Here is a 22,091-nt window from a genome sequence, read left to right on the forward strand (position 1 = left end):
GGGGTGGGGGTGGTGGTCTGCGGGTGGGTGTGGGTTGGGGGCTTTGTTGTGGGTTGTTGTGTTTTTTTTTTACCAACCCAACACCCAAACCCACCACCAACCCGACCCACGAACACGAGACGCACGACCTTCTCCTCACTGAATCCTCGTGGGAAGTCCCCAAGCGGCCGCCACGCGTTCCGGGGTCAGCACCGAAGCGGGCGCGCCGTCGCCGACGAGCAGGCCGTCCTGGAGCAGCAGGCAGTGATCGGCCCGGCCCGCCACCTCGAGGTCGTGGGTGACGCGAAGGACCGTCGTACCCTCGGCGAGCGCGGCTCGCAGTGCCACGTCGATCAAGTGGCGGGCATGCAGGTCGAGTCCGGCCGACGGCTCGTCGAGCAGCAGCAGTCCGGCTCGCTGGGCGAGTCCCTGCGCGACCAGCGCCCGCTGCCGCTGTCCGCCGGACAGCGTGCCGATCAGCCGGTCCGCGATCGACGTGATCTCCAGCAACTCCAGGCATTCCCCGACGATCTTCCGGTCCGATTTGGACAGTCGTCGCCAGTGACCCCGGTGCGCCCAGCGGCCCATCGTGACGGTGGCGCGCACGGTGATCGGCAGCGATCGTGACACCTCGCTCAGCTGGGTCACGTAGGCGACGCGCCCCGGATCCCGGTGAGTCACCGAACCGGTGGTCGGCGGGAGCACACCCGCGACGAGGTTGAGCAGCGACGACTTGCCCGCGCCGTTCGCGCCGGCGATGGCCGTCAGCCGCCCGGACGGGAGCCGGGCGGTGATCCCGCGTAGCACCTCGCGGGAGCCGTAGTGGGCGTGCGCACGGTCGATCGTGAGCGCCGTTGTGTCCTGGGTCATCCCACCTCTTTCAGATAATGACAATCATTACCACTATAGTGTGACGCGTGGAGTGGTTGCTGATCCCGTTCGAGGTGTCGTTCGTGCAGCGTGCGCTGGTGGCGGGAGTGCTCGTTTCGGCGGTGTGCGCCGTTGTGGGCACCTGGGTGGTGTTGCGGGGCATGGCGTTCATCGGCGACGCGATGTCGCACGGCATGTTGCCCGGGGTGGCGATCGCGTCGCTGACCGGCGCGAACCTGCTGATCGGCGCGGCGATCAGTGCCGGGGTGATGGCGCTCGGGGTGACGGCGCTGGGGCGTTCGCGGCGGCTGTCCGAGGACACCACGATCGGGCTGCTGTTCGTCGGCATGCTCGCGAGCGGCGTGATCATCGTGTCCCACTCGCGGTCGTTCGCGGTCGATCTCACCGGATTCCTGTTCGGTGACGTGCTCGCCGTCGGTTCCGGCGACCTGGTGGGCCTCGCGATCACCCTGCTCGTCGTAGGGCTGGTGGCACTGGCGGGACATCGCTCGTTCACCGCGCTCACCTTCGACGTCCGAAAAGCGCAAACCCTGGGGCTTCGGCCACGTCTCGCGAACGCGGTGCTGCTGGGGCTGGTCACGTTGACGATCGTCGCGTCGTTCCGCGTCGTGGGGACGCTCCTGGTGTTCGGCCTGCTCATCGCCCCCGCCGCGGCGGCGCTCTTCTGGTCTCGGCGGATCACCATGATCATGCTCATCGCGGCGTTGCTCGGCATCGCCGCCACGGTCGGCGGCCTGCTCGTGTCCTGGCATTGGGGCACGGCGGCGGGCGCGACCATCGCCGCCGGCGCGGTCCTCCTGTTCTTCCTTTCCGCGTTCCTGTCCTTCGTACGACAGCGATTCCGTTCCCTGACACCGGAGATCGAATGAAATTGAAAGCAGTGACGGCGGTCGTCGCGGCGCTGACCTTGGCGGCGTGCGGCGGGGAGCAGCCGAAGGAGGTGACCGCGGAGGTTCCGCATGGCTACGTCGAAGGCGCAGAAGAGGCGGCCGAGGCGCAGTCGCGGCTGATCGTCGCCGACCCGGACACGGGCGCGGTGCGGGTCGTGGACCTCATCACCGAGGAGGTGCACGAAGTCGGGCGCGTCGATGGTGTACGGGCCGTGACCGGCGACGGCCGCTTCGGCTACCTGACCGCCGGCGACGGCACGATCCGGGTGATCGACAGCGGCTCCTGGATGGTCGACCACGGTGACCACGTCCATTATTACCGGGCGAAGGTCCGTGATGTCGGTGTGGCGCCGGGCAAACAGCTATCGGCGGCCTACAGCGATCCCGCCGTCACGGCACTGTCCTATTCGGACGGAACGACGACGCTGCTCGACCGTGCCGCACTGGACAAAGGATCCGTCGCCGAACTGGGGAAGATCACGCGCGAGCCGCATGCGGGCGTCGCGATCCCCTACGGCGAGCACATCATCGCCACGGTGGCGGATGCCGGAAAGCCCTTCGCTCGCGGGGTGCGTGTCCACGACCGCCAAGGTAAGGCCGTGGCCGAGATCGACCAGCCGTGTCCGGAACTGCGGGGCCAGGCGGTGACCCGGCGTGGTGTCGTCTTCGGTTGCGCGGACGGCGCTCTGCTGGTGACCGAAAAGGACGGTGCGTTCGCCGGGGTGAAGATCCCGTACCCGCGCGCTGTTTCCGCACAAGAACGCGCCACCGCGTTCTTCCATCGGCCGGGTGGCGCCACGCTGGCCGCCCGGTCGGGAGAGTCCGCCGCGTGGTCGCTGGACGTCGGTCGCCGCAGCTGGGAGTACGTCGAGACCGGGCCGGTCGCCGCGGTGAACGCCGTCGGTGAGGGCGGCCCACTGCTGGTCCTCACCCGGGACGGGAAGCTGCGCTCCTTCGACGGCGCCGGAAAGGAACAGACGACGATCCCGCTCCTGGCTCCGGAAGCTACCGCCGCCTCGATCCAGGTCGATTCGACCCGCGCCTACGTCAACAACCCGCTGTCCGCTGAGGTGTACGAGATCGACTACAACGACAACCTCCGGCGTGCCCGGACCCTGAAGGTCGGCGGCAAGGCGGGCCATATCGTGGAGACCGGCCGATGACGCGTCGAGTGCTCGCGCTGCTGATGGTGGCGTTGCTTGCGGCGGCGGGGTGCTCCGGAAGCGGTGGAGGTGGCAAGTCGGTCGTCGTCACGACGAACATCCTCGGCGACATCACCCGCGCCGTCGTCGGCGATCAGGCCGAAGTGACCGTCTTGATGAAGCCGAACGCCGACCCACACTCCTTCGGTATCTCCGCACAGCAGGCCGCGCAGGTCGAGCGTGCCGGGCTGATCGTCTACAACGGACTCGGGCTCGAAGAGGGCATGCTGCGCACTGTCCGCACAGCCGAGGAAAACGGCGTGCCGGCGCTGCCTGCCGGGGAGCGCGTCAACCCGATCAGCTACGCCGACAACAAGCCGGACCCTCACTTCTGGACGGATCCGGCACGGGTGCGCGACGCGGTGAAGGTGATCGCGGACGAGGTCGTCGCCCATGTCGGCGGAGTCGACGAAGCGGTCGTCCGCGCCAACGCCGAACGCTATCGCGGCGAGATCGAAGCGCTCGACGGCATGATGACCGAGAAGTTCGGCGGGATTCCGCGCGAGCGCCGGAAGCTGGTCACGAATCACCATGTGTTCGGCTACCTGGCCCAGCGGTTCGGGTTCGAGGTCGTCGGCGCGGTCATCCCCGGCGGTACGACGCTCGCCTCGCCCAGTTCCTCGGATCTGAAAGCACTCGCCGACACCGTTCGCGCGGCCGGCGTGCCCGTGATCTTCGCGGATTCCTCGCAGCCGGACCGGCTCGCGCGAGTGCTGGCGGAGCAGGCGGGCCTGCACGTCCAAGTGGCCTCGTTGTTCTCCGAGTCGCTCAGCGAACCAGGCCAGGGCGCGGCCACTTACCTGGAAATGATGCGCGCCAACACCGAATCGATCACCACCGGTTTGACCCGTTCCTGATCGGAACAGACGAAAGGCACAGTGAAATGGCACGGAAGACCCGATATCTCGCGCTGATGGCAACGACGGTGAGCACCCTCGCGCTCGCCGCCTGCGCGACCGAACAGCCAGCGGCGGAGCCCGGAAAGGCTGCGGCTCCGGCACCGGTCGTCGCCAATCCGGTGGCCGTCACCTACGACGGCGGGATCGTCCTGCTCGACGGGAAGACCTTGCAGGTGGCCAAGAACCTTCCGCTGGAGGGCTTCAACCGGCTCAACCCGGCCGGGAACGACCGGCACCTCATGGTCTCGACCTCCACCGGGTTCCGGGTCCTCGACGCCGTCGGCGCCGTGCTGACGGACAACGAGGTGAAGGCGGCCAAGCCTGGACACGTCGTCCGGCACGCAGGCAAGACGGTGCTGTTCGCCGACGGGACCGGCGAAGTGACCGTCTTCGACCCGAAGACGATCGGCACGGCCGCCTTCCCCGCGCCGAAGCACAAGACGCCTGAAGCGCATCACGGCGTGGCCGTCGAACTCGAGAACGGCGAACTGGTGACCACCGTCGGGAACAAGGACAAGCGATCCGGGATCGTGGTGCTGGACAAGGACAAGAAGGAGATCGCGCGCAACGAGCAGTGCCCCGGTGTGCACGGCGAAGCCGCCGCCCGCGGAGAGGCGATCGTGGTCGGCTGCCAGACCGGTGCGCTGATCTACCGGAACGGTGCCATCACCAAGGTGACCAGCCCGGACGCCTACGGGCGCATCGGCAACCAGGCGGGTTCGGACGTCTCGCCGATCACCTTGGGCGACTACAAGGTCGACGAAGCGGCCGAGCTCGAACGCCCGACCCGCGTTTCGCTGATCGACACCGAGAAGGCCACGCTCAAGCACGTCGACATCGGGACCAGCTACACCTTCCGCTCGCTGGCCCGCGGTCCTCAGGGCGAGGCCCTGGTGCTGGGCACCGACGGTCAGATCCACGTGATCGACCCGGTGACCGGTGCGGTGACGAAGAAGATCGCCGTCCTCGGTTCCTGGCAGGAGCCGATCGAGTGGCAGCAGCCGCGCCCCGCGATCTTCGTCCGGGGTGGAACCGCGTACGTCACCGATCCGGGTAAGAAGGAGATCCACTCGGTCGACCTCGCCTCCGGCGCGAAGACCGCGACCGGGACGATTCCGGGGACGCCGAACGAGGTCAGCGGCGTGCTCGGGGGCTGAGCAGCTCAGTGCCGGTGCCCGAGTCGGGTTCCGGCAAAGTCGAAAGAGTGCAGAGCTGACTGGGGGCGTCGACCGGGGCTTCAGCGTCCACAAGGGACACCTCTCACCGATTTGTTGTCCGATTGATGCCTCTATGCGCGGTTCTGCGTGGGGTCGTGAGTGATGTTGAGGGTGATTGACGAGTAAGCCAAATATGGCGTGCAGCGCACCGTTTGTGGCCCGGGTCCGCGCCGACCGACGAGGGCTGAGCGGGCTGCGAGTGTCCACATGGGACACTTTTCGAGCTGAAAGCGTCCGGTTTGGGAACTTTGCGCATCTTCGCGCGGGGGTGGGGGGGGGGGGGGGGGGGGGGGGGGGGGGGGGGGGGCGCCGCGCCCCCCCCCCCCCCCCCCCCCCCCGACCACCTGTGCCGACCGTTAAGGTGGGGCGTTCGCGTGGCATCAAGGGCTGGGGGGTCCGCCATGATCAACAAACGTGCCTATCACCACGGGGATCTTCGTCGTGCGCTCGTCCTCGCCGCACGAGAGCTCCTCGTCGAGCGAGGACCGGAGGGGGTGAGCCTGCGCGCCGCTGTCGCCAAGGCGGGTGCGTCCACCGCGGCGCCGTACCGGCATTTCCGTGACAAGGACGCGCTGCTGGTGGCGGTCGCGCTGGAAGGGCATGCCGAGTTGCAAGAGTGCCTGCGGGGTCACGGCACCGGGACGGTGACCGCGGTCGGGCGGTCCTACCTCGGCTTCGCGCTGGAGAATCCCGCGTTGTACCGCTTGATGGCGGGCGCCGGGATCGGTGACCGTGCCGCGTATCCGGAACTGGCGGAGGCACACCGGGCGACCTGTGCGGTGCTGGCCGATCGGGTGGGGGAGCGGAGTGATCCGGGCGGCTTCGTCGTCACGCTCTGGTGCCTGCTCCACGGGCTCGCCACGCTCGTCATCGACGGTCACGTCGAGCGCGATTCGGCCGTCGCCGAGGCCGAGCGCAGCCTCGGGCTCCTGGTCCATTAGACCGCGCACTGTGTGGATTTTGGGGCGTTGGATGACCAGAAATCCACACAGTCCCCGCGTGACCGGCCCGATCACGGCGGGGTGTGTGGATATAGAGACATTGAGCGTCCCTATATCCACACACCCCTCACCCGCGGTAAAACTCACGCGCCCACGCCATGTCGAGTGGCCACAGGAGCGAAGGTGTGGTCTCAGCGACTTGCCCTATCCCCTCGTCAAAGACGCCGGCTCAGCCGATCGACGGGATGTAGGTCGGCAGTCTCCGGACCTTCGTGTCCTGCTCGAAGGCGTAGGCGATGGCCAGCAGCGACGGTTCGCTGAACCGCCCGCCCATGATCGACAGTCCCAGCGGCAACGGTCCGGCGTACGCCATCGGAACGGTCATGTTGGCGTAGCCCGAAACGGCCGCTGGACCGGACGAGTCGATGAGCAGCGCGCCGTCGCCGACACCGAGCTGCGTCTTCCACGCGGCGTTGTTCGTCGGCGCGACGATCGCGTCCAGTTTCCCGCCGCGCAGCGTTTCGTCGAGGCCCCGCCGGGCGGCGCTCGTCGCGGCTTCCCGCATCGCGCGGTACGCCGGATCGTTCAGATCTCCGGCGGTGGCCTGCGATCGGTCCCACAGGTTGTGGGTCCAGTACGGCATTTCGACCGCCGCGTGGTCCAGGTTGTACTGGATCAGCCCCGCCAGATCGGCGGGATGCCTGCCGCCCGTGGAGGCGAGGTAGGCGTTGATGTCGTGCTTGAATTCGGTCCTGATCGCGGGGAACTCGTTGGCCGCGATGACGTCCAGATAAGGGATCGTGATCTCGACCGTGGTCGCGCCGAGCTTCCGAAGCCTGCTCAGCGCCTGCTCGAACGCCGCCTTCGTGGTGTCGTCCGGGGTGTAGACCTCGCGCCAGACACCGATCCGCTTCCCGCGCAAAGCGTTGGGACGCAGGAACTTCGTGTAATCGTCGAGAGATTGCTTCGAGGCGTCGACGGTGATCGGGTCACGACGGTCGGCGCCGTTCAGGGCCGCGAGCAGGATCGCGGCGTCGACCACGTTGCGTGCCATCGGGCCCGCCGTGTCCTGCTGCTTCGACACCGGCACGATCCCGCTACGGCTGACGAGCCCGAGGCTCGGCTTGACGCCCACGATGCCGTTGGCGCCGGACGGGCAGCTGATCGAACCGTCCGTTTCGGTCCCGACGGCGACGGTCGCCAGGTGTGCCGCGACGGCGACCCCCGGGCCGGACGACGAGCCGCACGGGTTGCGGTCGAGCACATAGGGGTTGGCGGTCTGGCCGGCGAGCGGGCTCCAGCCGTTCGACGAGCTGGTGGAGCGGTAACTCGACCACTCCGACAGGTTGGCCTTGCCGAGGATGACCGCCCCGGCCTCGCGCAGGTTCTCGACCACGCCGGCGTCGCGGTAGGGACGCGACTCCAGCAGCGCGGTCGAGCCGGCGGTGGTCGGCTGCCGGTCCGCGGTGTCGATGTTGTCCTTGAGCAGCACCGGGATGCCGTCCATCGGGCCCTTCGACCGGTGCCGGAGCCGTCGCGCGTCGCTGTCCGCGGCGAGCCGCAGCGCGTCCGGGTTCGTGGTGAGCACCGCGTGCAGCGTCGGGTTCAGCTTGCGGATCCGGTGCAGGTAGAAGGCGGTCAGCTCGACCGAGGACAGCCGTCCGGCGCGCATCGCCCGCTGCAGATCGGGGATCGTCGCGCCCTCCAGGTCGATCCCGGCCACGACGGGACGGCCGGAACGTTCCGTGGCCCACGCCGGGACGGCCGTGGCGGCGGACGCCACGGACACCATGACGAGGAACGCGGCAAAGGTCGCGCCTCGTCTTTTCAGGGAATGTCTTGTCAAGGAATGCCCTCCTTGGTCGAAAGAATTCCTGGACAATACGTGCGCTGCTCCGTTTCGGAAGTGCCGGAGAAAACGGGAGACGGTGATTTAATCGCCGCGCGAACGGCTCGCCCGGTAGGCGCTCGGTCACGCAAACAGCCTGTGGGTGAAGGGTTTCCTTGATTTCGGTACTGGGTGACATCGGTCGCGGACGCACGGTGAGGCGATTTACGGGATTTCGTCGGAAATATTCCGCCCGCTTTCGGCGGTCGCCCGATGCTCGCGTTGGTCGGGGATTGTTCGGGGTTCGCCGATCATCCGGCCCGGTTCTGTCGTGAGTATTCGGCGAGCGCCGGGTGATGGGCGGCGAGGAGCCGTCCGGCGGCGGTCCCGGGCGGCAGCGCGCTGCCCGGCCACACGGGGACGTCGTCGGCGGGGAGGACGGTTCCGCTGAACGGCCCCTTCGCCGACGTGACCGACACCGCGCCGCGAACCACCCTGCCGGGTCCTGCGTCCCGGCGCGTTCCTGGCATGCTGGCAAGGTTCGCGCGAACACCACAGCTCCAGGGGGACGTCGATAATGGAGGAGATCCGCCGCCTCGCCGATCGGTTCGATCTCATCGAGCCCGTCGGCGGTGGCTCCATGGGCACCGTGTGGCGGGCGCGCGACGAGAACCTGGAGCGCACGGTCGCGGTCAAGGAACTCCTTCTGCCGCACGGCGCAGGGGAGGAGAAGGCCGACGAGGCCAAGAACCGCGCGCTGCGCGAGGCCAGGATCGCCGCGCGGCTGGTGCATCCGCACGCCATCACCGTCTTCGGGGTGATCGACGAGCAGGACCGCCCGTGGATCATCATGGAATACCTGCCCTCGACCAGCCTCGCGGAGAAGCTGCGCGAGGGGCCGATGGCGGTCGACGACGTCATCCGCCTCGGCATCCAGCTCTGCTCGGCGCTGGCGGCCGCGCACCGGGCGGGCATCGTCCACCGTGACATCAAGCCCGGCAACGTCCTGCTGGGCGACGACGACACCGTCAAGATCACCGATTTCGGGATCTCGCGGGCGATGGGCGACGTCCAGCTCACCGCGACCGGCGAGATCTCCGGGACACCGGCGTTCCTGGCGCCCGAGGTGGCCCGCGGCGAGGACGCCACGTCCGCTTCCGACGTGTTCTCACTCGGCGCGACGCTGTACACCGCGCTCGAAGGCGGCACGCCCTACGGCACGGCGGAGAACCCGATCGCGTTGCTGTACCGCGCGTCGAGCGGCGAGATCACCCCGCCGACCAAGTCGGGGATCTTGACGCCGCTGCTGAACCGTCTCCTCGACGTCCGTCCGGACAGCAGGCCGACGATGGCCGAGACCGAGCGGGAGTTGCGGGCACTGGCGGCGGGGGAGCCGACGACGCTCGTCGCCGAGGAGCCGCCGCCGAAGTCGCGCAAGGGAATGCTGATCGGTGTGATCGCGGTGTTCCTCGTGCTCGCGGCCGCCGCCGCGGCGGCCGTGGTCGTGGTGCTCAACCGCGATGACGACGCTCCTTCGGGCCAGGCCCCGCCGCCTGCTTCTCAGTCGCAGTCCGCGACCCCGACCAGTTCGGAGCCGGTGGCGCCACCGCCTTCGCCGTCCTCCGTGCCGCCTTCGACGCCGCCCCCGTCCTCGTCGTCCTCGGCCGCGCCGCCTCCCGCGCAGACGCCGGGGCAGGCGCTCGCGTCCTACTACTCGCTCATCCCGGGGAACCTGCAGGCCGGGTTCGCGACGCTGACCGAGAACTTCAAGCAGAACAGGAAGCAGAGCTTCGAGCGGTATTCGAACTACTGGAAGCAGTTCAGCGCGGTGACCGTGTCGAACGTGACCGAATCCGGCAACACGGTGACGGCGACGCTCACCTACGTCAAGGCTTCGGGCGGGACCACGACGGGCAGGGAGACCTTCACCCTGGTCCAGCAGGACGGCCGGTACCTCATCGACTCGCAGCGGGCAGGCTGAGCTTCCCGGCGAGGCGCTGAAGCCAGGCCTCGACCTCCTCGGGGGAGCGGTCCGGGAGACCGAAGATCGTCTCGGTGACCCCGGCCGCTTCCAGTTCGGCCAGCTTCTCCGGATCCGGTCGGACGCCGAGCGCCGAGATCTCCGGCTCACCGGCGCGGCCCTCTTCGTGCCAGATCTCGCACAGCCGTCGCGCTTTGTCCGCGATGTCCGTGTCGCCGGGGGTGGTGAGCCACCCGTCGGCCGACTTCGCGATCCAGCGGAACGTCTTCTCCGTCCCGCCCGCGCCGACGATCACCGGGATATGCGCTTGAGCCGGTTTCGGCCACGCCCAGCTGGCGCCGAACGAGACGAACTCGCCCGCGTACGAGGCTTCGTCCTGCGTCCAGAGCGCGCGCATCGCTTCCAGGTATTCGCGCAGCACCGTCCGGCGTTTGCCACCCGGGACGCCGTGATCGGCCAGTTCGTCGACGTTCCAGCCGAAGCCGACGCCGAGGGTGACCCGCCCGGCCGAGAGATGGTCGAGGCTGGCGATCGTCTTCGCCAGCGTGATCGGATCGCTCTCGACCGGGAGGGCCACCGCCGTCGCGAGCCGGATCCGCGTGGTCACCGAGGCCGCCGTGGCCAGCGCGACCCAGGGGTCCAGCGTGCGCAGGTAGCGGTCGTCGGGCAGCGACGAGTCGCCGGTGCGTGGATGCGGAGCCTCCCGTTTGACCGGGATATGCGTGTGTTCGGGCACGTGAAAGGTGTCGAAGCCCGCGGTTTCCGCCGCCCGCGCGGCCGCCGCCGGGCTGATACCCCGGTCACTGGTGAACAGTACGATCCCGTGTCTCACAGCCGGTCACATTATTAGAACGTGTTTCAGTTTGCAACCGTGGCATGCAGCGTGACCGGCAGGGAGTTCAGCCGCCAGGTGCCCGGGTCCGGGATCCGCAGGAGGCCGTCGGCGAGGGCGAGATCGGGGAATCTGCGCAGCAGGGCGGTGAGCGCGACCTCGACCTGAACCCTGGCCAGGGAAGCGCCGAGGCAGAAGTGCGGGCCGTGGGCGAACGCCAGATGCCACGCCGGGCCCGCCGCGCGCCGGATGTCGAAGACGTCCGGGTCGTGGAATGCCCTGGGGTCCCGGTTCGCCGCGGCGATCGCGACGGTAACAGGTTCTCCTTCGGGGATGAGGACGTCGCCGATGCGGACGTCCGTGGTCGTGAACCGGGGGATCGTCAGCAGCTGCGGGCTCTGCCAGCGCATCACCTCCTCGACCGCGCCGCGCATGAGCGACGGGTCCTCGCGAAGGTCGGCCAGCTGTCCGGGGTGGGAGAGCAGGATTTCGACGGCGTTGGCGATGAGGTTGCCGGGTACCTGGCCGCCCAGCACGAGTTGCCAGACCAGGGCGACCAGTTCGGTTTCGCTGAGCCTGTCGCCGTCGTCGGCCTGGATCCGGAGCAGTTGCGAGACGACGTCCTCGGCTGGTTCGCCCTTCCGGTCCGCGATGGCCGCGAGCGCGCCCTCGACAATCCCCGGCACCGCTTTCGCGAGCCCCGCCCCGTCGCCGGCCGAGACCAAGGCGCCGTATTCACGCCATCGCGGCCGGTCGGCTTCGGGGATGCCGACCAGTGCGCATATCACGTCGACCGGCAGTGGGCGCGCGAACGCGGTGACCAGGTCGATCCGGTCTTCGCCGGCGAGTTCGTCGAGGAGATCGTCCACGAGCCGCTCGATCCCCGGACGGAGCGCGGCGGCCTTGCGCGGGGTGAACGCGGGGGCGACCAGCCGCCGGAGCCGGAGGTGTTCCGGGCCCTCGACCTCCTGCATCGTCCGCATGTACGGGCGGCAGTGGTCGGGGATGTCCATTCGCTGATAGCTGTTCGCGCTCAGGGCGAAACGCGGGTCGCTCAGCATCTTCCGCGCCTCTTCGTGGCGTAGGACCGCCCACTTCGAGAATCCCGGCGCGGCGAGCTTGGCGATCGGGGAGCGTTCGCGGACGGGTCCGTAGGCGGTGAACGGGTCGCGCAGAACCTCGGGGTCGGTCAGGAGGATCTCGGGAACGTCGGACAAGGTGGCTCTCCCAGTTCGAATGTTCAAATCAGATGTTCTCATCATCTGAATGGTCAAGGTATCTTGATCCCGGTCCGAGGGCAACGTGCTGGCTGACGGGAGGCCGATGGTCCGGCTGAGCAGGGCGGAGACGCAGGAGCGCAATCGCGCGAAGGTGCTGGCCGCCGCGCGCGACGAGTTCGCGGAACAGGGCTTCCGGGACGCCAAGATCGACGTGATCGCCGAGCGGGCGGAACTCACCCGCGGGGCGGTCTACTCGAACTTCCCGGGGAAACGCGCGCTGTACTTCGCCGTTCTCGCCGAGCTGGCCGAACGGTCCGCCGGAGCGCCGCACGCCGTGCCCGGCGCGACGCTCCAGGATGCGCTGGGTGCGCTGGCCAGGGCCCGGGTGGCGGCGCTTCCCCTGGACGACGACCAGGCGGGTCTCGCCCGCGACCTGATGCCGGAAGTGCTCGCGGACGAGCGCGTCCGGCGTCCGTTCGCCCAGCTGGTGAAGCTCAATGGGCTGCTGCTCGGGCTCGCGCTGGAGCGGCTCGACCCGCCGGAGCGGCCGTCGGGATCGCCGATCCCGCGTCGTGTCCGGCTCGCGGAGACCGTGCTGACCACCCTGCACGGCGCCGGCCAGCTGGCGGCCACCGCGCCGGGGCTCGTCGAACCCTTCGACGTCGTGAGCGCCTGCGAACGACTGGCGGGGCTGGAGTTCAACGACTGGTGGGCGCCGCCGGTGATCGCGCCCACGGCGCGGGCCGCCGACCGGCCGTGGTCACCGCCCGAGGCCGTCGACCTCGTACGCGCCGAATCCTTCGTACCCGGCGACGGCGTGGTCGTCGTACTGGGCACTCACCGCCTGGCCGCCGCGGAAGAGGCCGTCCGGGCTTCGGGCCGCGATGTCACCGTCGTCGCCGTGACCAGTGATCCCGACGAGCTGGTGCCACTGACCCGGCTGATCGTCGCGGAACTGTGCGGCGGCCTGCGGCAGGCCTTCCCGGAATCGTCCTGGCCGGGAGTGCGTGTGGTGTGCGACGTGAACGGCACACTGGCGGCCGCCGCGGGGGTGCTCGCGGTCAGCGACGAGACCGAGGCCGCGATCCGGGTCGAGCGGGGCCGGATCGTCGCCACGGCGGACGGGCGCGGCGCCGGGCACGCCGTCTCGGGCGAAGCGTCCCGTGTGGACAGTGCCTAGAGCAGGTCCGTGTGCCGGATCCGGTACACCTGCAGGCGAAGCCCGTAGTACTTGTCGGTTTCCCCGACCCAGGCCATGCCGAGCCGTTTCGCGGTCGCGATGGCACGCGTGTTGTTCGGCCGGGCGACGGCGAAGAGTTCGTCCGCGTCCTGGGTGAACGCCCAGCCCATCAGCGCGCGGGCTGCCTCGGAGGCGTAGCCCTCGCCCCAGGCGTCCGGATGCAGCTGCCAGCTGATCTCCAGGTCTTCTTCGTACGGTGGCAGCAAATGGATGCCCAGCCCGCCGACGACCACGCCGTCCTCTTTGCGCTGCACCGCCCATCTTCCGCGCGGCGGCACGAGATTCGGCTGCGCCTGTTGCCAGGCCTGCAGAACCGAACGCATGGCCGCCGCGTCGGTCACCCGGTCCATCGCCGGGGTGAGCCAACGGGTCACGTCGGTGGTGCCGTAGATCGCCAGCGCGGCTTCGGCGTCGTCCTCGGACCAATCACGGACGACAAGCCTTTCGGTGGTCAAGTCCATAACAGAACGTTACGCGCACAGGTGGGGCCATGGGGTGTCCGGATCATGACAACTCGGCAACCCGCGTACCTTGGTTTCATGCGCGCCGACGCCTCGACCACTCCCGACCAGGCCTGCCCGATCGCCCCGGTGGTCGACCTCGTCTTCAGCCGCTGGACCACGCCGATCCTGTGGGCGCTCAACGAGTTCGGCAGGCAGCGGTTCGTCGAACTCGAGCGCCGCATCGGCTCCATCACGCCGAAGGTGCTGACGCAACGGCTGCGGCAACTGGAACGCGACGGTCTGCTCACCCGGACCTATCACGCCGAGGTGCCGCCCCGGGTCGAGTACGAGATCAGCGACCTCGGCCGGAGCCTGGCGCCGCTCTTCGCGACCCTCGCGGACTGGTCGACGGAGAACCTGCCGAAGGTGGAAGAGGCCCGGTCGGCCTACGACTCCGCTTCCTGAGCCTGTTCTCGAGGCCGGGACAGGCTCGAAACGGACGACACGCGTGACTGGAGAGACGACACGGCGAGATCCTGGCCTTTTCTTGACCGATCGGTCCAGATGCGGTTAAGCTCCTGGTGTGTCCCGGGTGAAGGAATTCGACGTCGACGCGGCCTGCGAGGCCGCGCTGGAACTGTTCTGGCGGCAGGGGTACGAGGCCACCTCGGTCAGTGACCTGGTCGCCGAGCTCGGCATCGGCAAGGCGAGTCTCTACGCGACCTTCGGCACCAAGCACGAGTTGTACCTGACGGCTTTGAATCGCTACATCGCCCGGGGCAACGAGCGGTTCGTCGAGGACTTCGCCGGACCGGGGCCCGCTCTCGCGGGAGTGCGGCGCCTCATCGACCGCTATCTCGCCGAAATACTGGGCGAATCGGGGCGCAAAGGCTGTTTCGTGGTCAACGCCGCCATGGAGATGATGCCGAGGGATCCCGAGGTGGCGCGGGTGGTCGAGCGCAGCTGGGACGCGCTCGAGCTGGCCGTGCGGATGGCGTTGAGCCGGGCGAAGGCGCAGGGTGAACTCGACGACGACGCCGACCCGGAGGAGCTGGCCGGCTTCCTGCTCACAGTCCTGCAGGGGATGCGGGTGCTGAGCAAGGGGCCGGATCCCGCGGCGCGAGCCAAGGCGACGGCGCGGCGGGCCATCGCGGTACTCGAAGGCGCTCGCAAGCGCTCATAATGGAACGATCGGACCAGAAAGTGGACAAAACTGTGGGGAAGCGATTCAGCGGCAAGGTCGTCCTGGTCACCGGAGGAGGTTCCGGGATCGGCCGCGCCACGGCGGCGGCGTTCGCGCGCGAAGGCGCGCAGGTCGTCGTTTCCGGGCGGGACGGCGAGAAACTGCGTCAGACCGTGAAGGAGATCGAGGCGGACGGCGGAACGGCCGACGCGGTGATCGCGGATGTGAGTGCCGGCCCCGAAGTCGAGCGTCTCGTCGCCGAGACCGTGCGACGGCACGGCAAACTCGACATCGCCTTCAACAACGCCGGTGTGCTCGGCAGCCCCGCGCCGGCGGCGGATCTGGACGAAGAGGGCTTCGACGCCGTCGTGCGGACGAACCTCAAGGGCACCTGGCTGTCGATGAAGCACGAGATCGCTCAGATGCGGGCGAACGGCGGGGGAGTCATCGTCAACATGTCCTCCAACATCGGCTCGCACCACCGCTTGCCGGGATTGGCCGCCTACGCCGCATCGAAGGCCGCCGTGGACGTGCTGACCCGCACCGCCGCCCGCGACCACATCGCCGAGGGCATCCGGATCAACGCGGTCAGCCCCGGCGCCACCGATACCGGCATGTCGTTCCGGCCCGGCGAGTCCGAGGCCGACCGCGCCGCCAGGCTCGGCGCGGTCATCCCGCTCGGCCGGATCGGCGCGGTCGAGGAGATCGCCGCGGCGGTCCTCTGGCTGGCTTCGGACGAGTCCGCGTACGTCGTGGGGCACGACATCGTCCTCGACGGCGGTGCCAGCGCCTGACCTCTCTCAGCGGTGCGAGGGCAGCAGTTCCTGCATCTTCGTCTTGATCCCTTGCGTCACCAGGTGCCAGGCGTCGGGTTCGCCCTTGAGGACGGCCTCGGTCATGGCCTTCACCTGCTCGAAGGTGGCGTGCGGAGGAATCGGTGGCACCTCGGGATCGCAGCGGACGTCGAGCACGGTCGGCACGTCGGCCGACAGCGCGATGTCCCAGGCTTCACCGAGCTGGGCGGGGTCGTCGACGGCGATCCCGCCCAGGCCGATCTCCAGCGCGAAGTCCGAATAGGACACTTCCGGCAACGTCTGCGACGGTTCGAACTTCGGCGAGCCGCCCATGGCACGCAGCTCCCAGGTGACCTGGTTCAGATCGCCGTTGTGGAAGACGCAGACGACGCATCGCTGATCGGCCCACAGTTCGCGGTACCGGGCGATGGTCAGCAGTTCCGCCATCCCGTTCATCTGCATCGCGCCGTCACCGACCAGCGCGATCACCGGCCGGTCGGGATGGGCGAACTTCGCGCCGATCGCATAGGGGACACCGGAGCCCATCGTCGCCAGCGTGCCGGAGAGCGTGCCCCGCATACGGCCGCGCATCCGGAGGTTCCTGGCGTACCAGTTGGTCGCCGAACCGGAGTCGGCGGTGACGATGGCGTCCTCGGGGATCCGTTCGGAAAGTTCGTGCACGATCCGCATCGGGTTGACCGGATCCGCGTCCAGCATCGCCTGGCGGGTCAGCGTCTCCTGCCACTCGCCGACGTTCTTCTCGATCCGCTCCCGCCAGCCGCGGTCGGTTTTGCGCTCCAGCGACGGGATCAGCTGCTGCAAGGTGCTTTTCGCGTCGCCGAGCAGATTGACCTCGGTCGGATACCGCAGGCCGAGGAACCGGGGATCGATGTCGATCTGGACCGCGCGGGCCTGGCCGAATTCCGGCAGGAACTGCGCGTACGGCATGTTCGAGCCGACGATCAGGAACGTGTCGCAGTCCCGCATCATCTCGTACGTCGGCCGGGTGCCGAGCAGGCCGATGGAGCCGGTGACGTACGGCAGGTCGTCGGGCAGGACGTCCTTGCCCAGCAATGCTTTCGCCACCCCGGCGCCGGTGAGCTCGGCGACCTCGCGCAGCTCGGTGACGGCGTTGCGCGCGCCCTGCCCGGCCAGGATCGCGACCTTTTCACCCGCGTTCAGCACCTCCGCGGCGCGGGTGACCTCTTCCGAGGGCGGGACGACACTGGCCCGCGGGTGATCGGGCGGGGAAGACGGCACGTGCTTGAACTCGTGCTGCGGCGGCTGGTAGGGCTCCTCCTGCAGATCCGCCGGGATGATCAGCGCCGTGGGCGCGCGCTGCGCGATGGCCGTGCGGAGGGCACGGTCGAGGGCGTTCGGCAGCTGCTCGGGGACGTTCACCTCGACGAGGTATTCGCTCGCGACGTCCTTGAACAACGCCTGCAGGTCCACCTCCTGCTGGTAACTGCCGCCCATCGCGCTGCGCGCCGTCTGCCCGACGATCGCCACCACCGGCACATGGTCGAGTTTGGCGTCGTAGAGGCCGTTGAGCAGGTGGATCGCCCCCGGGCCGGACGTCGCCATGCAGACACCGGGCCGCCCGCTCAGCTTCGCGTACCCGACGGCCGCGAACGCCGCCATCTCCTCATGACGCGTCTGCACGAAACGCGGCTTGTTCTCCGCCGCGCCGAACGCGCTCACCAGCCCGTTGATCCCGTCGCCGGGATAGGCGAAGACCTGCTCCACGTCCCATTCGCGCAGCCTGGTCAGAACATGGTCCGCAACGGTTTCGCTCATGGTCGCCGGATACCGCCGCCCTCCGGCGGCTAAACGTCCTCGAGGACCTTGGTGATCCCCGCGACGACGTCCGGATGTCCGAGCGGCAGCGGCGGCGGCACCCGGTTATACGGCTCGCCGACACTGTGGGGGAGCACGTCCACCGCGGTCCCGGCGGAGCGCACCCGTTCGGCCAGTTCGGAGGACTCGTCCGGAACCGGGTCGATCAGCAGGACATGCGACGCGGCGCCGGGATGGCGTTCGGCCAGCCGCAGCGCATCCGCGGCCGAGTCGCCTGCGGCCACCAGGTCGATCGGCGGGCCACCGGGTTCCGCGTCGCCGAGGACGTCTTCGGCCTGGCTGAGGGCGCCGTCCACCGGCAGCCTGCACCAGATGATCTGGCGCTGGGCCGCGAGCGGCCGCCAGGTCGCGGGGAGTTCGCCGTGATTTCCCTCGCCGGCCGGGTCGAGGACCAGCAGTTTCGCCCCTTCGTTGCCGCCGTCGGTGACGACCGAGGGGCCTTCGGCGCGGATGGGATCGGGTTCGGCGGTCATGGGCGTCTCTCCTCTAGCAGTTCGTGCGGGGGAGTTCGGGGGAATCCGTGTCCAGCGGCACCGAACCCGAGCGTACGAGTCCTAATTGGACAGTCTGCCGCTTCGTCACCGCTTCCAGCGCCCAATCGGTGGCGGTGCGCAGCCGGTTGCCCGGCATGGCCAGCAGGTGGTAGCCGCGGGTGACCGCCTTGGCGGCGAACCCGGAAAGCGGGATGTGCAAGGGATTCGCCGCGGCCTCGTGGGCGCCGAGGTCGACGACGAAGCCGAGGTCGTGGTGCCGGTAGGTGCCGTGCGACCCGTGCCCGAGGGACGCCGCCACGTTGCGCCCGGCGAGTTTGCCCTGCCGTTCGGCGTGCTGGGCCGTCATCGGCGTGTACTCGCCCGGCCTGGTCAGATCCGGGACGGCCGCCGCGTCCCCGCACGCGTAGACGTCGCGCCGTCCGGGGACGTTCAGCTGCGCCGTCACGACGAGCCTGCCCTTGGCCGTCTTCAGCCCCAGGTCTTCGATCAGCGGATCCGGCCGGACGCCGACGCACCACACCAGGGTGTGGGTCGGCACGGATTCACCGGAGGTCAGCGTGACGCCCTTTTCGCCGGCGTCGTCGATCGACGTCTTCATCAGCACCTCGACGCCGCGTTCGCGCAGCACCTGGTCCGCCGTCGCGCCGAGCCGCCGGTCGAGTTCCGGCAGGACCCGCTCGGCCACGTCCAGCAGCAGCCACCGGATCTTCTGGTCCTTCAGCTCGGGATGCCGGGCGGCGAGCGCGGCGGTGAACGCCGGTCCCTGCGCGGCGACCTCCGTGCCGGTGTAACCGGCGCCGACCACGACGAACGTACAGCGCGCGTCGCGTTCGGCCGGATCCGTCGCGGAGGCGGCGAGCTCGATCTGCCGGGTGACGTGGTCGCGCAGGTACAGGGCTTCGGGCAGGCCACGGAAGCCGTGGGCGTATTCCGGCACGCCGGGGATCGGCAGCAGCTTGTTGACGCTGCCCGCGGCGAGCACCAGGCGGTCGTAGCCCAGGTGGTGCTCGCGGTCCTCGGGGTCGGTGTAGGTCACGGTGTGGCCGTCGAAGTCGACCGAGGTCGCGGTGCCGAGCACGAGGCGCACACCGCGCAGCGTGCCGGGGATGGACACCGAAATCCGCCGCGGTTCGAGGATCCCGGCGGCGACTTCGGGCAGCAGGGGAAGATAGAGGAAGTAGTCGGTCGGGTTCAGCACCACGATCTCGGTGTCGTCGCCGACCGATTTGAGCAGGGTCTTCGCCGCGTTGTACCCGGCGAAGCCGCCTCCGATGATCACCACGCGCATCGTCAGTCCTCCGTGGGCCAGTCGCCGGTCGCCTTGCGGTAGCCGACCGCGCCCGCTCGTTCCGTGGCCGCCTTCACCGCGCCGAAGATCGCGCCCTGCGCGGCCGCCGCGACGATCACCTGGGTCCAGGTGAAGTCCCGGTCGGTGGCGTTCGGCGCGTCTTCCTCGCCGCTCACGCGTTTCCAGATCTGCTTGAACGCGATCCCGGCGAGCACCCCGCCCGCGGCGCTCACGACCATGTTGAGCGGTTTGTAGAGAATCTTGTTCACGACGAAGACCTCTTTCGCAGGATCAGCCGGATGGTGACGAGCAACGCGAGCACGCCGGCGAAGATCGGCAGGGGATTCGCACGGACGACTTCGGTGCCCTGACGGAACTTCTCCGCCGCGGGCTCGGAGACCTTTTCGGAGATCTTGGCGCTCGCCTCGTCGACCTTGGTGTCGAGGTTGTCGTTGACCCTCGTCTTGACGTCCATTTTCTTGCCCAGCGCGTCGAGGGTCTCGGTGAGCTCCTCTCGAGTCACGTCACGATCGGCGCGGGCTTCTTCGGCGTTCTTGGGGAAATCGCTCATGAGCGCACTCCTTGCTTGACGGTGTCGACGTCCTCACGGACACCTTCGACGGCTTCTTCCGGCACCGGCGGGGTCGCGCTCTCGACCTCCTTCTTGCCGACGACGGCGGAAATCCCGCCGATCAGCAGCAGCGCCGCACCCGTCACCACGGCCGCCAGCCACGCGGGCATGACCAAGGCGAGGGCCAGCACCACGGCGGCGATCAGGGTCGCCAGGCCGAAAAGCGCGAAAACGCCCGCGGCACCGAACAATCCGGCGCCGAAGCCCATTTTCTTCCCTTTGCCCCGCAACTCGAACACGGCCAGCCGCATCTCGTCACGGACCAGGTGTTTGACCTCGTCGCCGAGGTCGGAAACCAGTTCACCGACCGACTTTTCGCCGGCCGGCTTACGGTGGGTCTCTTCGATCATGGAGCACCTCCTCGGAGTGTCGTGCCCGCCGGGTACCCGGCGTTCCGGCCGGCCAATCACAGCGTGTTTCGCCCTGCTGGGCGCCGGGTAGCCGGGGAGTGCCGGCTCGAAAAGCACCCAACCGACAGGAGGATGCATGAGCACGATCACCGAAATGGTGGACGTCGAAGTCCCGGTGAAGACCGCGTACAACCAGTGGACTCAATTCGAAAGCTTCCCGCAGTTCATGGAAGGGGTCGAGGAGATCCGTCAGGTCGACGCGACCCATACCCACTGGGTGACCAAATTCGGTGGGGTGAGCCGGGAATTCGACGCGACGATCACCGAACAACATCCCGACGAGCGGGTGGCGTGGACGTCGGACTCCGGTCCCGACCACGCCGGCGTCATCACCTTCCATCGCCTGGGAGACAACAAGACCCGGGTCACGGCGCAGATGGAGATCGACCCGGAAGGCTTCGCCGAGAACGTCGCCGACAAACTCGGCGTCCTCGACCGCCGGGTGAAGGGCGACATGAAGCGGTTCAAGGAGTTCATCGAGAGCCGCGGCCGCGAGTCCGGCGCGTGGCGCGGCGACGTGGACCGCCCCGGCAGCTGACCACCACCCGGGACCTCCCCTGGAAGACGGCGTTTTCCTGGGGGAGGTCCCGGGTATCTCATGGGGTGAGGTCCATTACGAAGGGAGCGTTCCGGCATGACTACCAACGCATATGTGACCTTCCTCGTCATCGGGGTGGCACTGGTCATGCTCGACGGTCTGATCATCTACCAGAGCGGTAAGCGCTACCTGCAGGGTTCCCACGGCGATCCGGCCGCGGGCGCTTCCATGACGTGGCTCGTCACGGTGCTGTTCCATCTCGCGACGCTGGGCGTCTTGGCGCTGCTGTCGACCGTCGACATCGGGGGCAGCGATCTTCCCGGTGTGGTGGGCAGGCTGGGTGTGCTGCTGCTGGTTCTGGCCATCGCCCACGCGATCACGCTCAGCGTGCTTTCGCGGATCCGGGGTGAGCAGGAGGCCGAAGCGGTCATCAACCGTCCGAGGCAGCGCGTCGAGCCCGAACAGCAGGGCACGACGGTGACGCCGGTGCCCGGGCAGGAAGGCCGCTACCCGGCCGCGAGCCCGTCCATCGAACACCAGGCGCCGTACACGACGCCGTAGAAATCGAGTGCTGGCAGGAGGTTTCGCCGTGCACGAGATCGATGACGAACTGTGGGAAGAATTCCATCGCGTGGTCAACATGACCTCGCGGGAGCTGGCCGACTGGCTGCGCACGCGGTCGGCCGACGACGAGGACGAAGCGCTGCCGGACCAGGCGGGTACGCCCACCGGGCGGCATGTGCTGGGCATCCTCGGCAAACGCCGGACCGACCTCACCGCCGAGGACGAGCGGGTGATGCGCTCGGTCGTCCGGCGGGTCGAGGACCAGCGGCGTGACGACCTCGAACCGGTCGCGGGTGAGGCGCACTGGCGGCACAAGCTGATGTCGATGGGGCACGATCCGCTGAAACCCGCGTGATCCCGGTCCGTGAAGGCCCCTTTCACCGCGTCTAACGCGGTGAAGGGGGCCTTCACGTTCTTCACGGCGCCATTTGTCGTCAAGGGATGAGGCAAATGTGTCGTGGTCGAGCGGGCTGCCCAAGAGACTCAGCTCGCTCTTGACTGTCCATAAGGGACACTTTGCGAGACCATGGTGCCCGTTTCGGGTGCTATGCGCGGTTTGGCGAGCGTCTAAGCGCCGCCGAGTGTCCACAAGGGACAGGTTCCGACTGTGCGGTGTCCGGTTCATGTCTATATGTACGATTCTGGCCGGGGTCGTGAGTGGCAATGAGGGTTAGAACCCTCTGTGCTGTTTCAGGACCTCACGGACAGATGTGTTTCAGGACTTGTCGGACAGTTTGGTGTTGAGTGGTTGGTAGCGTACTGCTCGGTT

25 protein-coding genes are annotated in these 22,091 nt (G+C 68.6%); 13 read left to right on the forward strand and 12 right to left on the reverse strand.

What is annotated here, in order from left to right; genetic code table 11:
• Nucleotides 1–135 precede the first annotated feature (135 nt).
• Complete coding sequence (aztA, locus tag ACIRGA_RS28975; protein WP_400946667.1) at nt 136–849, reverse strand: zinc ABC transporter ATP-binding protein AztA; 714 nt, start codon at nt 847–849, stop codon at nt 136–138.
• A 47-nt stretch (nt 850–896) separates the two neighbouring features.
• Between aztA and aztB the strand changes: the two genes are divergently transcribed.
• The 5 genes from aztB (at nt 897) to ACIRGA_RS29000 (ending at nt 6,019) form a co-directional block, all read left to right on the forward strand.
• A complete protein-coding gene (gene aztB / locus ACIRGA_RS28980; RefSeq protein ID WP_400946669.1) occupies nt 897–1,739 on the forward strand; it encodes a zinc ABC transporter permease AztB in 843 nt (280 codons plus the stop codon).
• Nucleotides 1,736–2,923: a hypothetical protein gene (locus ACIRGA_RS28985; protein WP_400946671.1), complete on the forward strand. Its 1,188-nt coding sequence runs from the start codon at nt 1,736–1,738 to the stop codon at nt 2,921–2,923. Before aztB ends, ACIRGA_RS28985 begins: the two co-directional genes overlap by 4 nt.
• The gene (gene aztC, locus ACIRGA_RS28990; protein WP_400946674.1) at nt 2,920–3,819 is read left to right on the forward strand and encodes a zinc ABC transporter substrate-binding protein AztC; all 900 of its coding nucleotides are present in this window, start codon (nt 2,920–2,922) and stop codon (nt 3,817–3,819) included. The genes ACIRGA_RS28985 and aztC overlap by 4 nt, the downstream gene beginning before the upstream one ends.
• A gap of 26 nt (nt 3,820–3,845) precedes the next feature.
• Nucleotides 3,846–5,018 carry a zinc metallochaperone AztD gene (aztD, locus tag ACIRGA_RS28995; protein WP_400946676.1) on the forward strand — a complete coding sequence of 391 codons (1,173 nt, stop codon included), beginning with the start codon at nt 3,846–3,848 and terminating at the stop codon, nt 5,016–5,018.
• Between the two features lie 461 nt (nt 5,019–5,479).
• Nucleotides 5,480–6,019: a TetR/AcrR family transcriptional regulator gene (locus ACIRGA_RS29000; RefSeq protein WP_400946679.1), complete on the forward strand. Its 540-nt coding sequence runs from the start codon at nt 5,480–5,482 to the stop codon at nt 6,017–6,019.
• Nucleotides 6,020–6,248: 229 nt separating this feature from the next.
• On the opposite strand, the gene ACIRGA_RS29005 is transcribed toward ACIRGA_RS29000, so the two are convergent.
• Together ACIRGA_RS29005 and ACIRGA_RS29010 are read right to left on the reverse strand one after the other, a co-directional pair.
• Nucleotides 6,249–7,811, reverse strand: a complete 1,563-nt coding sequence (locus ACIRGA_RS29005; RefSeq protein WP_400946721.1) for an amidase — start codon at nt 7,809–7,811, stop codon at nt 6,249–6,251.
• Between the two features lie 347 nt (nt 7,812–8,158).
• Nucleotides 8,159–8,377, reverse strand: coding sequence for a hypothetical protein (locus tag ACIRGA_RS29010; protein WP_400946681.1), 219 nt, complete (start codon nt 8,375–8,377; stop codon nt 8,159–8,161).
• Between the two features lie 47 nt (nt 8,378–8,424).
• On the opposite strand from ACIRGA_RS29010, the gene ACIRGA_RS29015 reads away from it, so the two are divergent.
• Nucleotides 8,425–9,828 (forward strand): serine/threonine-protein kinase, encoded by a 1,404-nt coding sequence (locus ACIRGA_RS29015; RefSeq protein ID WP_400946683.1) that lies wholly within the window; start codon nt 8,425–8,427, stop codon nt 9,826–9,828.
• Here the strand turns inward: ACIRGA_RS29015 and ACIRGA_RS29020 are convergent.
• Together ACIRGA_RS29020 and ACIRGA_RS29025 are read right to left on the reverse strand one after the other, a co-directional pair.
• Nucleotides 9,803–10,660 (reverse strand): LLM class F420-dependent oxidoreductase, encoded by an 858-nt coding sequence (locus ACIRGA_RS29020; RefSeq protein ID WP_400946686.1) that lies wholly within the window; start codon nt 10,658–10,660, stop codon nt 9,803–9,805. The two genes, ACIRGA_RS29015 and ACIRGA_RS29020, sit on opposite strands and share 26 nt — an antisense overlap.
• Nucleotides 10,661–10,686: 26 nt before the next feature.
• Entirely contained in the window at nt 10,687–11,877 is a 1,191-nt protein-coding gene (locus tag ACIRGA_RS29025; RefSeq protein ID WP_400946689.1) for a cytochrome P450, read from the reverse strand.
• A gap of 106 nt (nt 11,878–11,983) precedes the next feature.
• On the opposite strand from ACIRGA_RS29025, the gene ACIRGA_RS29030 reads away from it, so the two are divergent.
• Nucleotides 11,984–13,060 carry a TetR/AcrR family transcriptional regulator gene (locus ACIRGA_RS29030; RefSeq protein ID WP_400946691.1) on the forward strand — a complete coding sequence of 359 codons (1,077 nt, stop codon included), beginning with the start codon at nt 11,984–11,986 and terminating at the stop codon, nt 13,058–13,060.
• Here the strand turns inward: ACIRGA_RS29030 and ACIRGA_RS29035 are convergent.
• The gene (locus tag ACIRGA_RS29035) at nt 13,057–13,581 is read right to left on the reverse strand and encodes a GNAT family N-acetyltransferase (RefSeq protein WP_400946693.1); all 525 of its coding nucleotides are present in this window, start codon (nt 13,579–13,581) and stop codon (nt 13,057–13,059) included. The two genes, ACIRGA_RS29030 and ACIRGA_RS29035, sit on opposite strands and share 4 nt — an antisense overlap.
• 78 nt (nt 13,582–13,659) lie before the next feature.
• Between ACIRGA_RS29035 and ACIRGA_RS29040 the strand changes: the two genes are divergently transcribed.
• From ACIRGA_RS29040 to ACIRGA_RS29050, 3 genes are all read left to right on the forward strand, one after another.
• Nucleotides 13,660–14,028: a winged helix-turn-helix transcriptional regulator gene (locus ACIRGA_RS29040; protein WP_400946695.1), complete on the forward strand. Its 369-nt coding sequence runs from the start codon at nt 13,660–13,662 to the stop codon at nt 14,026–14,028.
• A gap of 118 nt (nt 14,029–14,146) precedes the next feature.
• The gene (locus tag ACIRGA_RS29045; protein ID WP_400946698.1) at nt 14,147–14,746 is read left to right on the forward strand and encodes a TetR/AcrR family transcriptional regulator; all 600 of its coding nucleotides are present in this window, start codon (nt 14,147–14,149) and stop codon (nt 14,744–14,746) included.
• Between the two features lie 32 nt (nt 14,747–14,778).
• Nucleotides 14,779–15,540, forward strand: coding sequence for a glucose 1-dehydrogenase (locus ACIRGA_RS29050; protein WP_400946700.1), 762 nt, complete (start codon nt 14,779–14,781; stop codon nt 15,538–15,540).
• A 6-nt stretch (nt 15,541–15,546) separates the two neighbouring features.
• On the opposite strand, the gene ACIRGA_RS29055 is transcribed toward ACIRGA_RS29050, so the two are convergent.
• From ACIRGA_RS29055 to ACIRGA_RS29080, 6 genes are read right to left on the reverse strand one after another with little or no spacing between them, the layout of a single operon-like run.
• Nucleotides 15,547–17,337, reverse strand: coding sequence for a thiamine pyrophosphate-requiring protein (locus ACIRGA_RS29055; protein WP_400946703.1), 1,791 nt, complete (start codon nt 17,335–17,337; stop codon nt 15,547–15,549).
• Between the two features lie 29 nt (nt 17,338–17,366).
• Nucleotides 17,367–17,870, reverse strand: a complete 504-nt coding sequence (locus tag ACIRGA_RS29060; RefSeq protein WP_400946706.1) for a hypothetical protein — start codon at nt 17,868–17,870, stop codon at nt 17,367–17,369.
• A 13-nt stretch (nt 17,871–17,883) separates the two neighbouring features.
• A complete protein-coding gene (locus ACIRGA_RS29065; RefSeq protein ID WP_400946708.1) occupies nt 17,884–19,179 on the reverse strand; it encodes an NAD(P)/FAD-dependent oxidoreductase in 1,296 nt (431 codons plus the stop codon).
• A 2-nt stretch (nt 19,180–19,181) separates the two neighbouring features.
• Nucleotides 19,182–19,448 (reverse strand): DUF4235 domain-containing protein, encoded by a 267-nt coding sequence (locus ACIRGA_RS29070; RefSeq protein WP_400946710.1) that lies wholly within the window; start codon nt 19,446–19,448, stop codon nt 19,182–19,184.
• A complete protein-coding gene (locus tag ACIRGA_RS29075) occupies nt 19,445–19,750 on the reverse strand; it encodes a DUF3618 domain-containing protein (RefSeq protein ID WP_400946712.1) in 306 nt (101 codons plus the stop codon). Before ACIRGA_RS29075 ends, ACIRGA_RS29070 begins: the two co-directional genes overlap by 4 nt.
• Nucleotides 19,747–20,160, reverse strand: a complete 414-nt coding sequence (locus ACIRGA_RS29080) for a phage holin family protein (RefSeq protein WP_400946714.1) — start codon at nt 20,158–20,160, stop codon at nt 19,747–19,749. Before ACIRGA_RS29080 ends, ACIRGA_RS29075 begins: the two co-directional genes overlap by 4 nt.
• A gap of 136 nt (nt 20,161–20,296) precedes the next feature.
• Here ACIRGA_RS29080 and ACIRGA_RS29085 point away from each other — a divergent pair, with 136 nt between their 5' ends.
• From ACIRGA_RS29085 to ACIRGA_RS29095, 3 genes are all read left to right on the forward strand, one after another.
• Nucleotides 20,297–20,758, forward strand: a complete 462-nt coding sequence (locus ACIRGA_RS29085; RefSeq protein ID WP_400946716.1) for an SRPBCC family protein — start codon at nt 20,297–20,299, stop codon at nt 20,756–20,758.
• 96 nt (nt 20,759–20,854) lie between these two features.
• Nucleotides 20,855–21,319, forward strand: a complete 465-nt coding sequence (locus ACIRGA_RS29090; RefSeq protein ID WP_400946718.1) for a hypothetical protein — start codon at nt 20,855–20,857, stop codon at nt 21,317–21,319.
• Nucleotides 21,320–21,347: 28 nt separating this feature from the next.
• Nucleotides 21,348–21,677: a DUF3140 domain-containing protein gene (locus tag ACIRGA_RS29095; RefSeq protein WP_400946720.1), complete on the forward strand. Its 330-nt coding sequence runs from the start codon at nt 21,348–21,350 to the stop codon at nt 21,675–21,677.
• The last annotated feature ends 414 nt before the right edge of the window (nt 21,678–22,091 follow it).

Origin of the sequence: Amycolatopsis sp. NPDC102389, from assembly GCF_044765885.1 — a bacterium.
Classification (GTDB): Bacteria; Actinomycetota; Actinomycetes; order Mycobacteriales; family Pseudonocardiaceae; genus Amycolatopsis.

What these genes read in the sequence shown, in the direction of transcription:
- aztA (WP_400946667.1), bottom strand. Translation starts at nt 849, where the DNA reads ATGACCCAGGACACAACGGCGCTCACGATCGACCGTGCGCACGCCCAC.
- ACIRGA_RS28985 (WP_400946671.1), top strand. Translation starts at nt 1,736, where the DNA reads ATGAAATTGAAAGCAGTGACGGCGGTCGTCGCGGCGCTGACCTTGGCG.
- aztC (WP_400946674.1), top strand. Translation starts at nt 2,920, where the DNA reads ATGACGCGTCGAGTGCTCGCGCTGCTGATGGTGGCGTTGCTTGCGGCG.
- aztD (WP_400946676.1), top strand. Translation starts at nt 3,846, where the DNA reads ATGGCACGGAAGACCCGATATCTCGCGCTGATGGCAACGACGGTGAGC.
- ACIRGA_RS29000 (WP_400946679.1), top strand. Translation starts at nt 5,480, where the DNA reads ATGATCAACAAACGTGCCTATCACCACGGGGATCTTCGTCGTGCGCTC.
- ACIRGA_RS29005 (WP_400946721.1), bottom strand. Translation starts at nt 7,811, where the DNA reads ATGGTGTCCGTGGCGTCCGCCGCCACGGCCGTCCCGGCGTGGGCCACG.
- ACIRGA_RS29010 (WP_400946681.1), bottom strand. Translation starts at nt 8,377, where the DNA reads ATGCCAGGAACGCGCCGGGACGCAGGACCCGGCAGGGTGGTTCGCGGC.
- ACIRGA_RS29015 (WP_400946683.1), top strand. Translation starts at nt 8,425, where the DNA reads ATGGAGGAGATCCGCCGCCTCGCCGATCGGTTCGATCTCATCGAGCCC.
- ACIRGA_RS29030 (WP_400946691.1), top strand. Translation starts at nt 11,984, where the DNA reads ATGGTCCGGCTGAGCAGGGCGGAGACGCAGGAGCGCAATCGCGCGAAG.
- ACIRGA_RS29035 (WP_400946693.1), bottom strand. Translation starts at nt 13,581, where the DNA reads ATGGACTTGACCACCGAAAGGCTTGTCGTCCGTGATTGGTCCGAGGAC.
- ACIRGA_RS29040 (WP_400946695.1), top strand. Translation starts at nt 13,660, where the DNA reads ATGCGCGCCGACGCCTCGACCACTCCCGACCAGGCCTGCCCGATCGCC.
- ACIRGA_RS29055 (WP_400946703.1), bottom strand. Translation starts at nt 17,337, where the DNA reads ATGAGCGAAACCGTTGCGGACCATGTTCTGACCAGGCTGCGCGAATGG.
- ACIRGA_RS29060 (WP_400946706.1), bottom strand. Translation starts at nt 17,870, where the DNA reads ATGACCGCCGAACCCGATCCCATCCGCGCCGAAGGCCCCTCGGTCGTC.
- ACIRGA_RS29065 (WP_400946708.1), bottom strand. Translation starts at nt 19,179, where the DNA reads ATGCGCGTGGTGATCATCGGAGGCGGCTTCGCCGGGTACAACGCGGCG.
- ACIRGA_RS29075 (WP_400946712.1), bottom strand. Translation starts at nt 19,750, where the DNA reads ATGAGCGATTTCCCCAAGAACGCCGAAGAAGCCCGCGCCGATCGTGAC.
- ACIRGA_RS29080 (WP_400946714.1), bottom strand. Translation starts at nt 20,160, where the DNA reads ATGATCGAAGAGACCCACCGTAAGCCGGCCGGCGAAAAGTCGGTCGGT.
- ACIRGA_RS29085 (WP_400946716.1), top strand. Translation starts at nt 20,297, where the DNA reads ATGAGCACGATCACCGAAATGGTGGACGTCGAAGTCCCGGTGAAGACC.
- ACIRGA_RS29090 (WP_400946718.1), top strand. Translation starts at nt 20,855, where the DNA reads ATGACTACCAACGCATATGTGACCTTCCTCGTCATCGGGGTGGCACTG.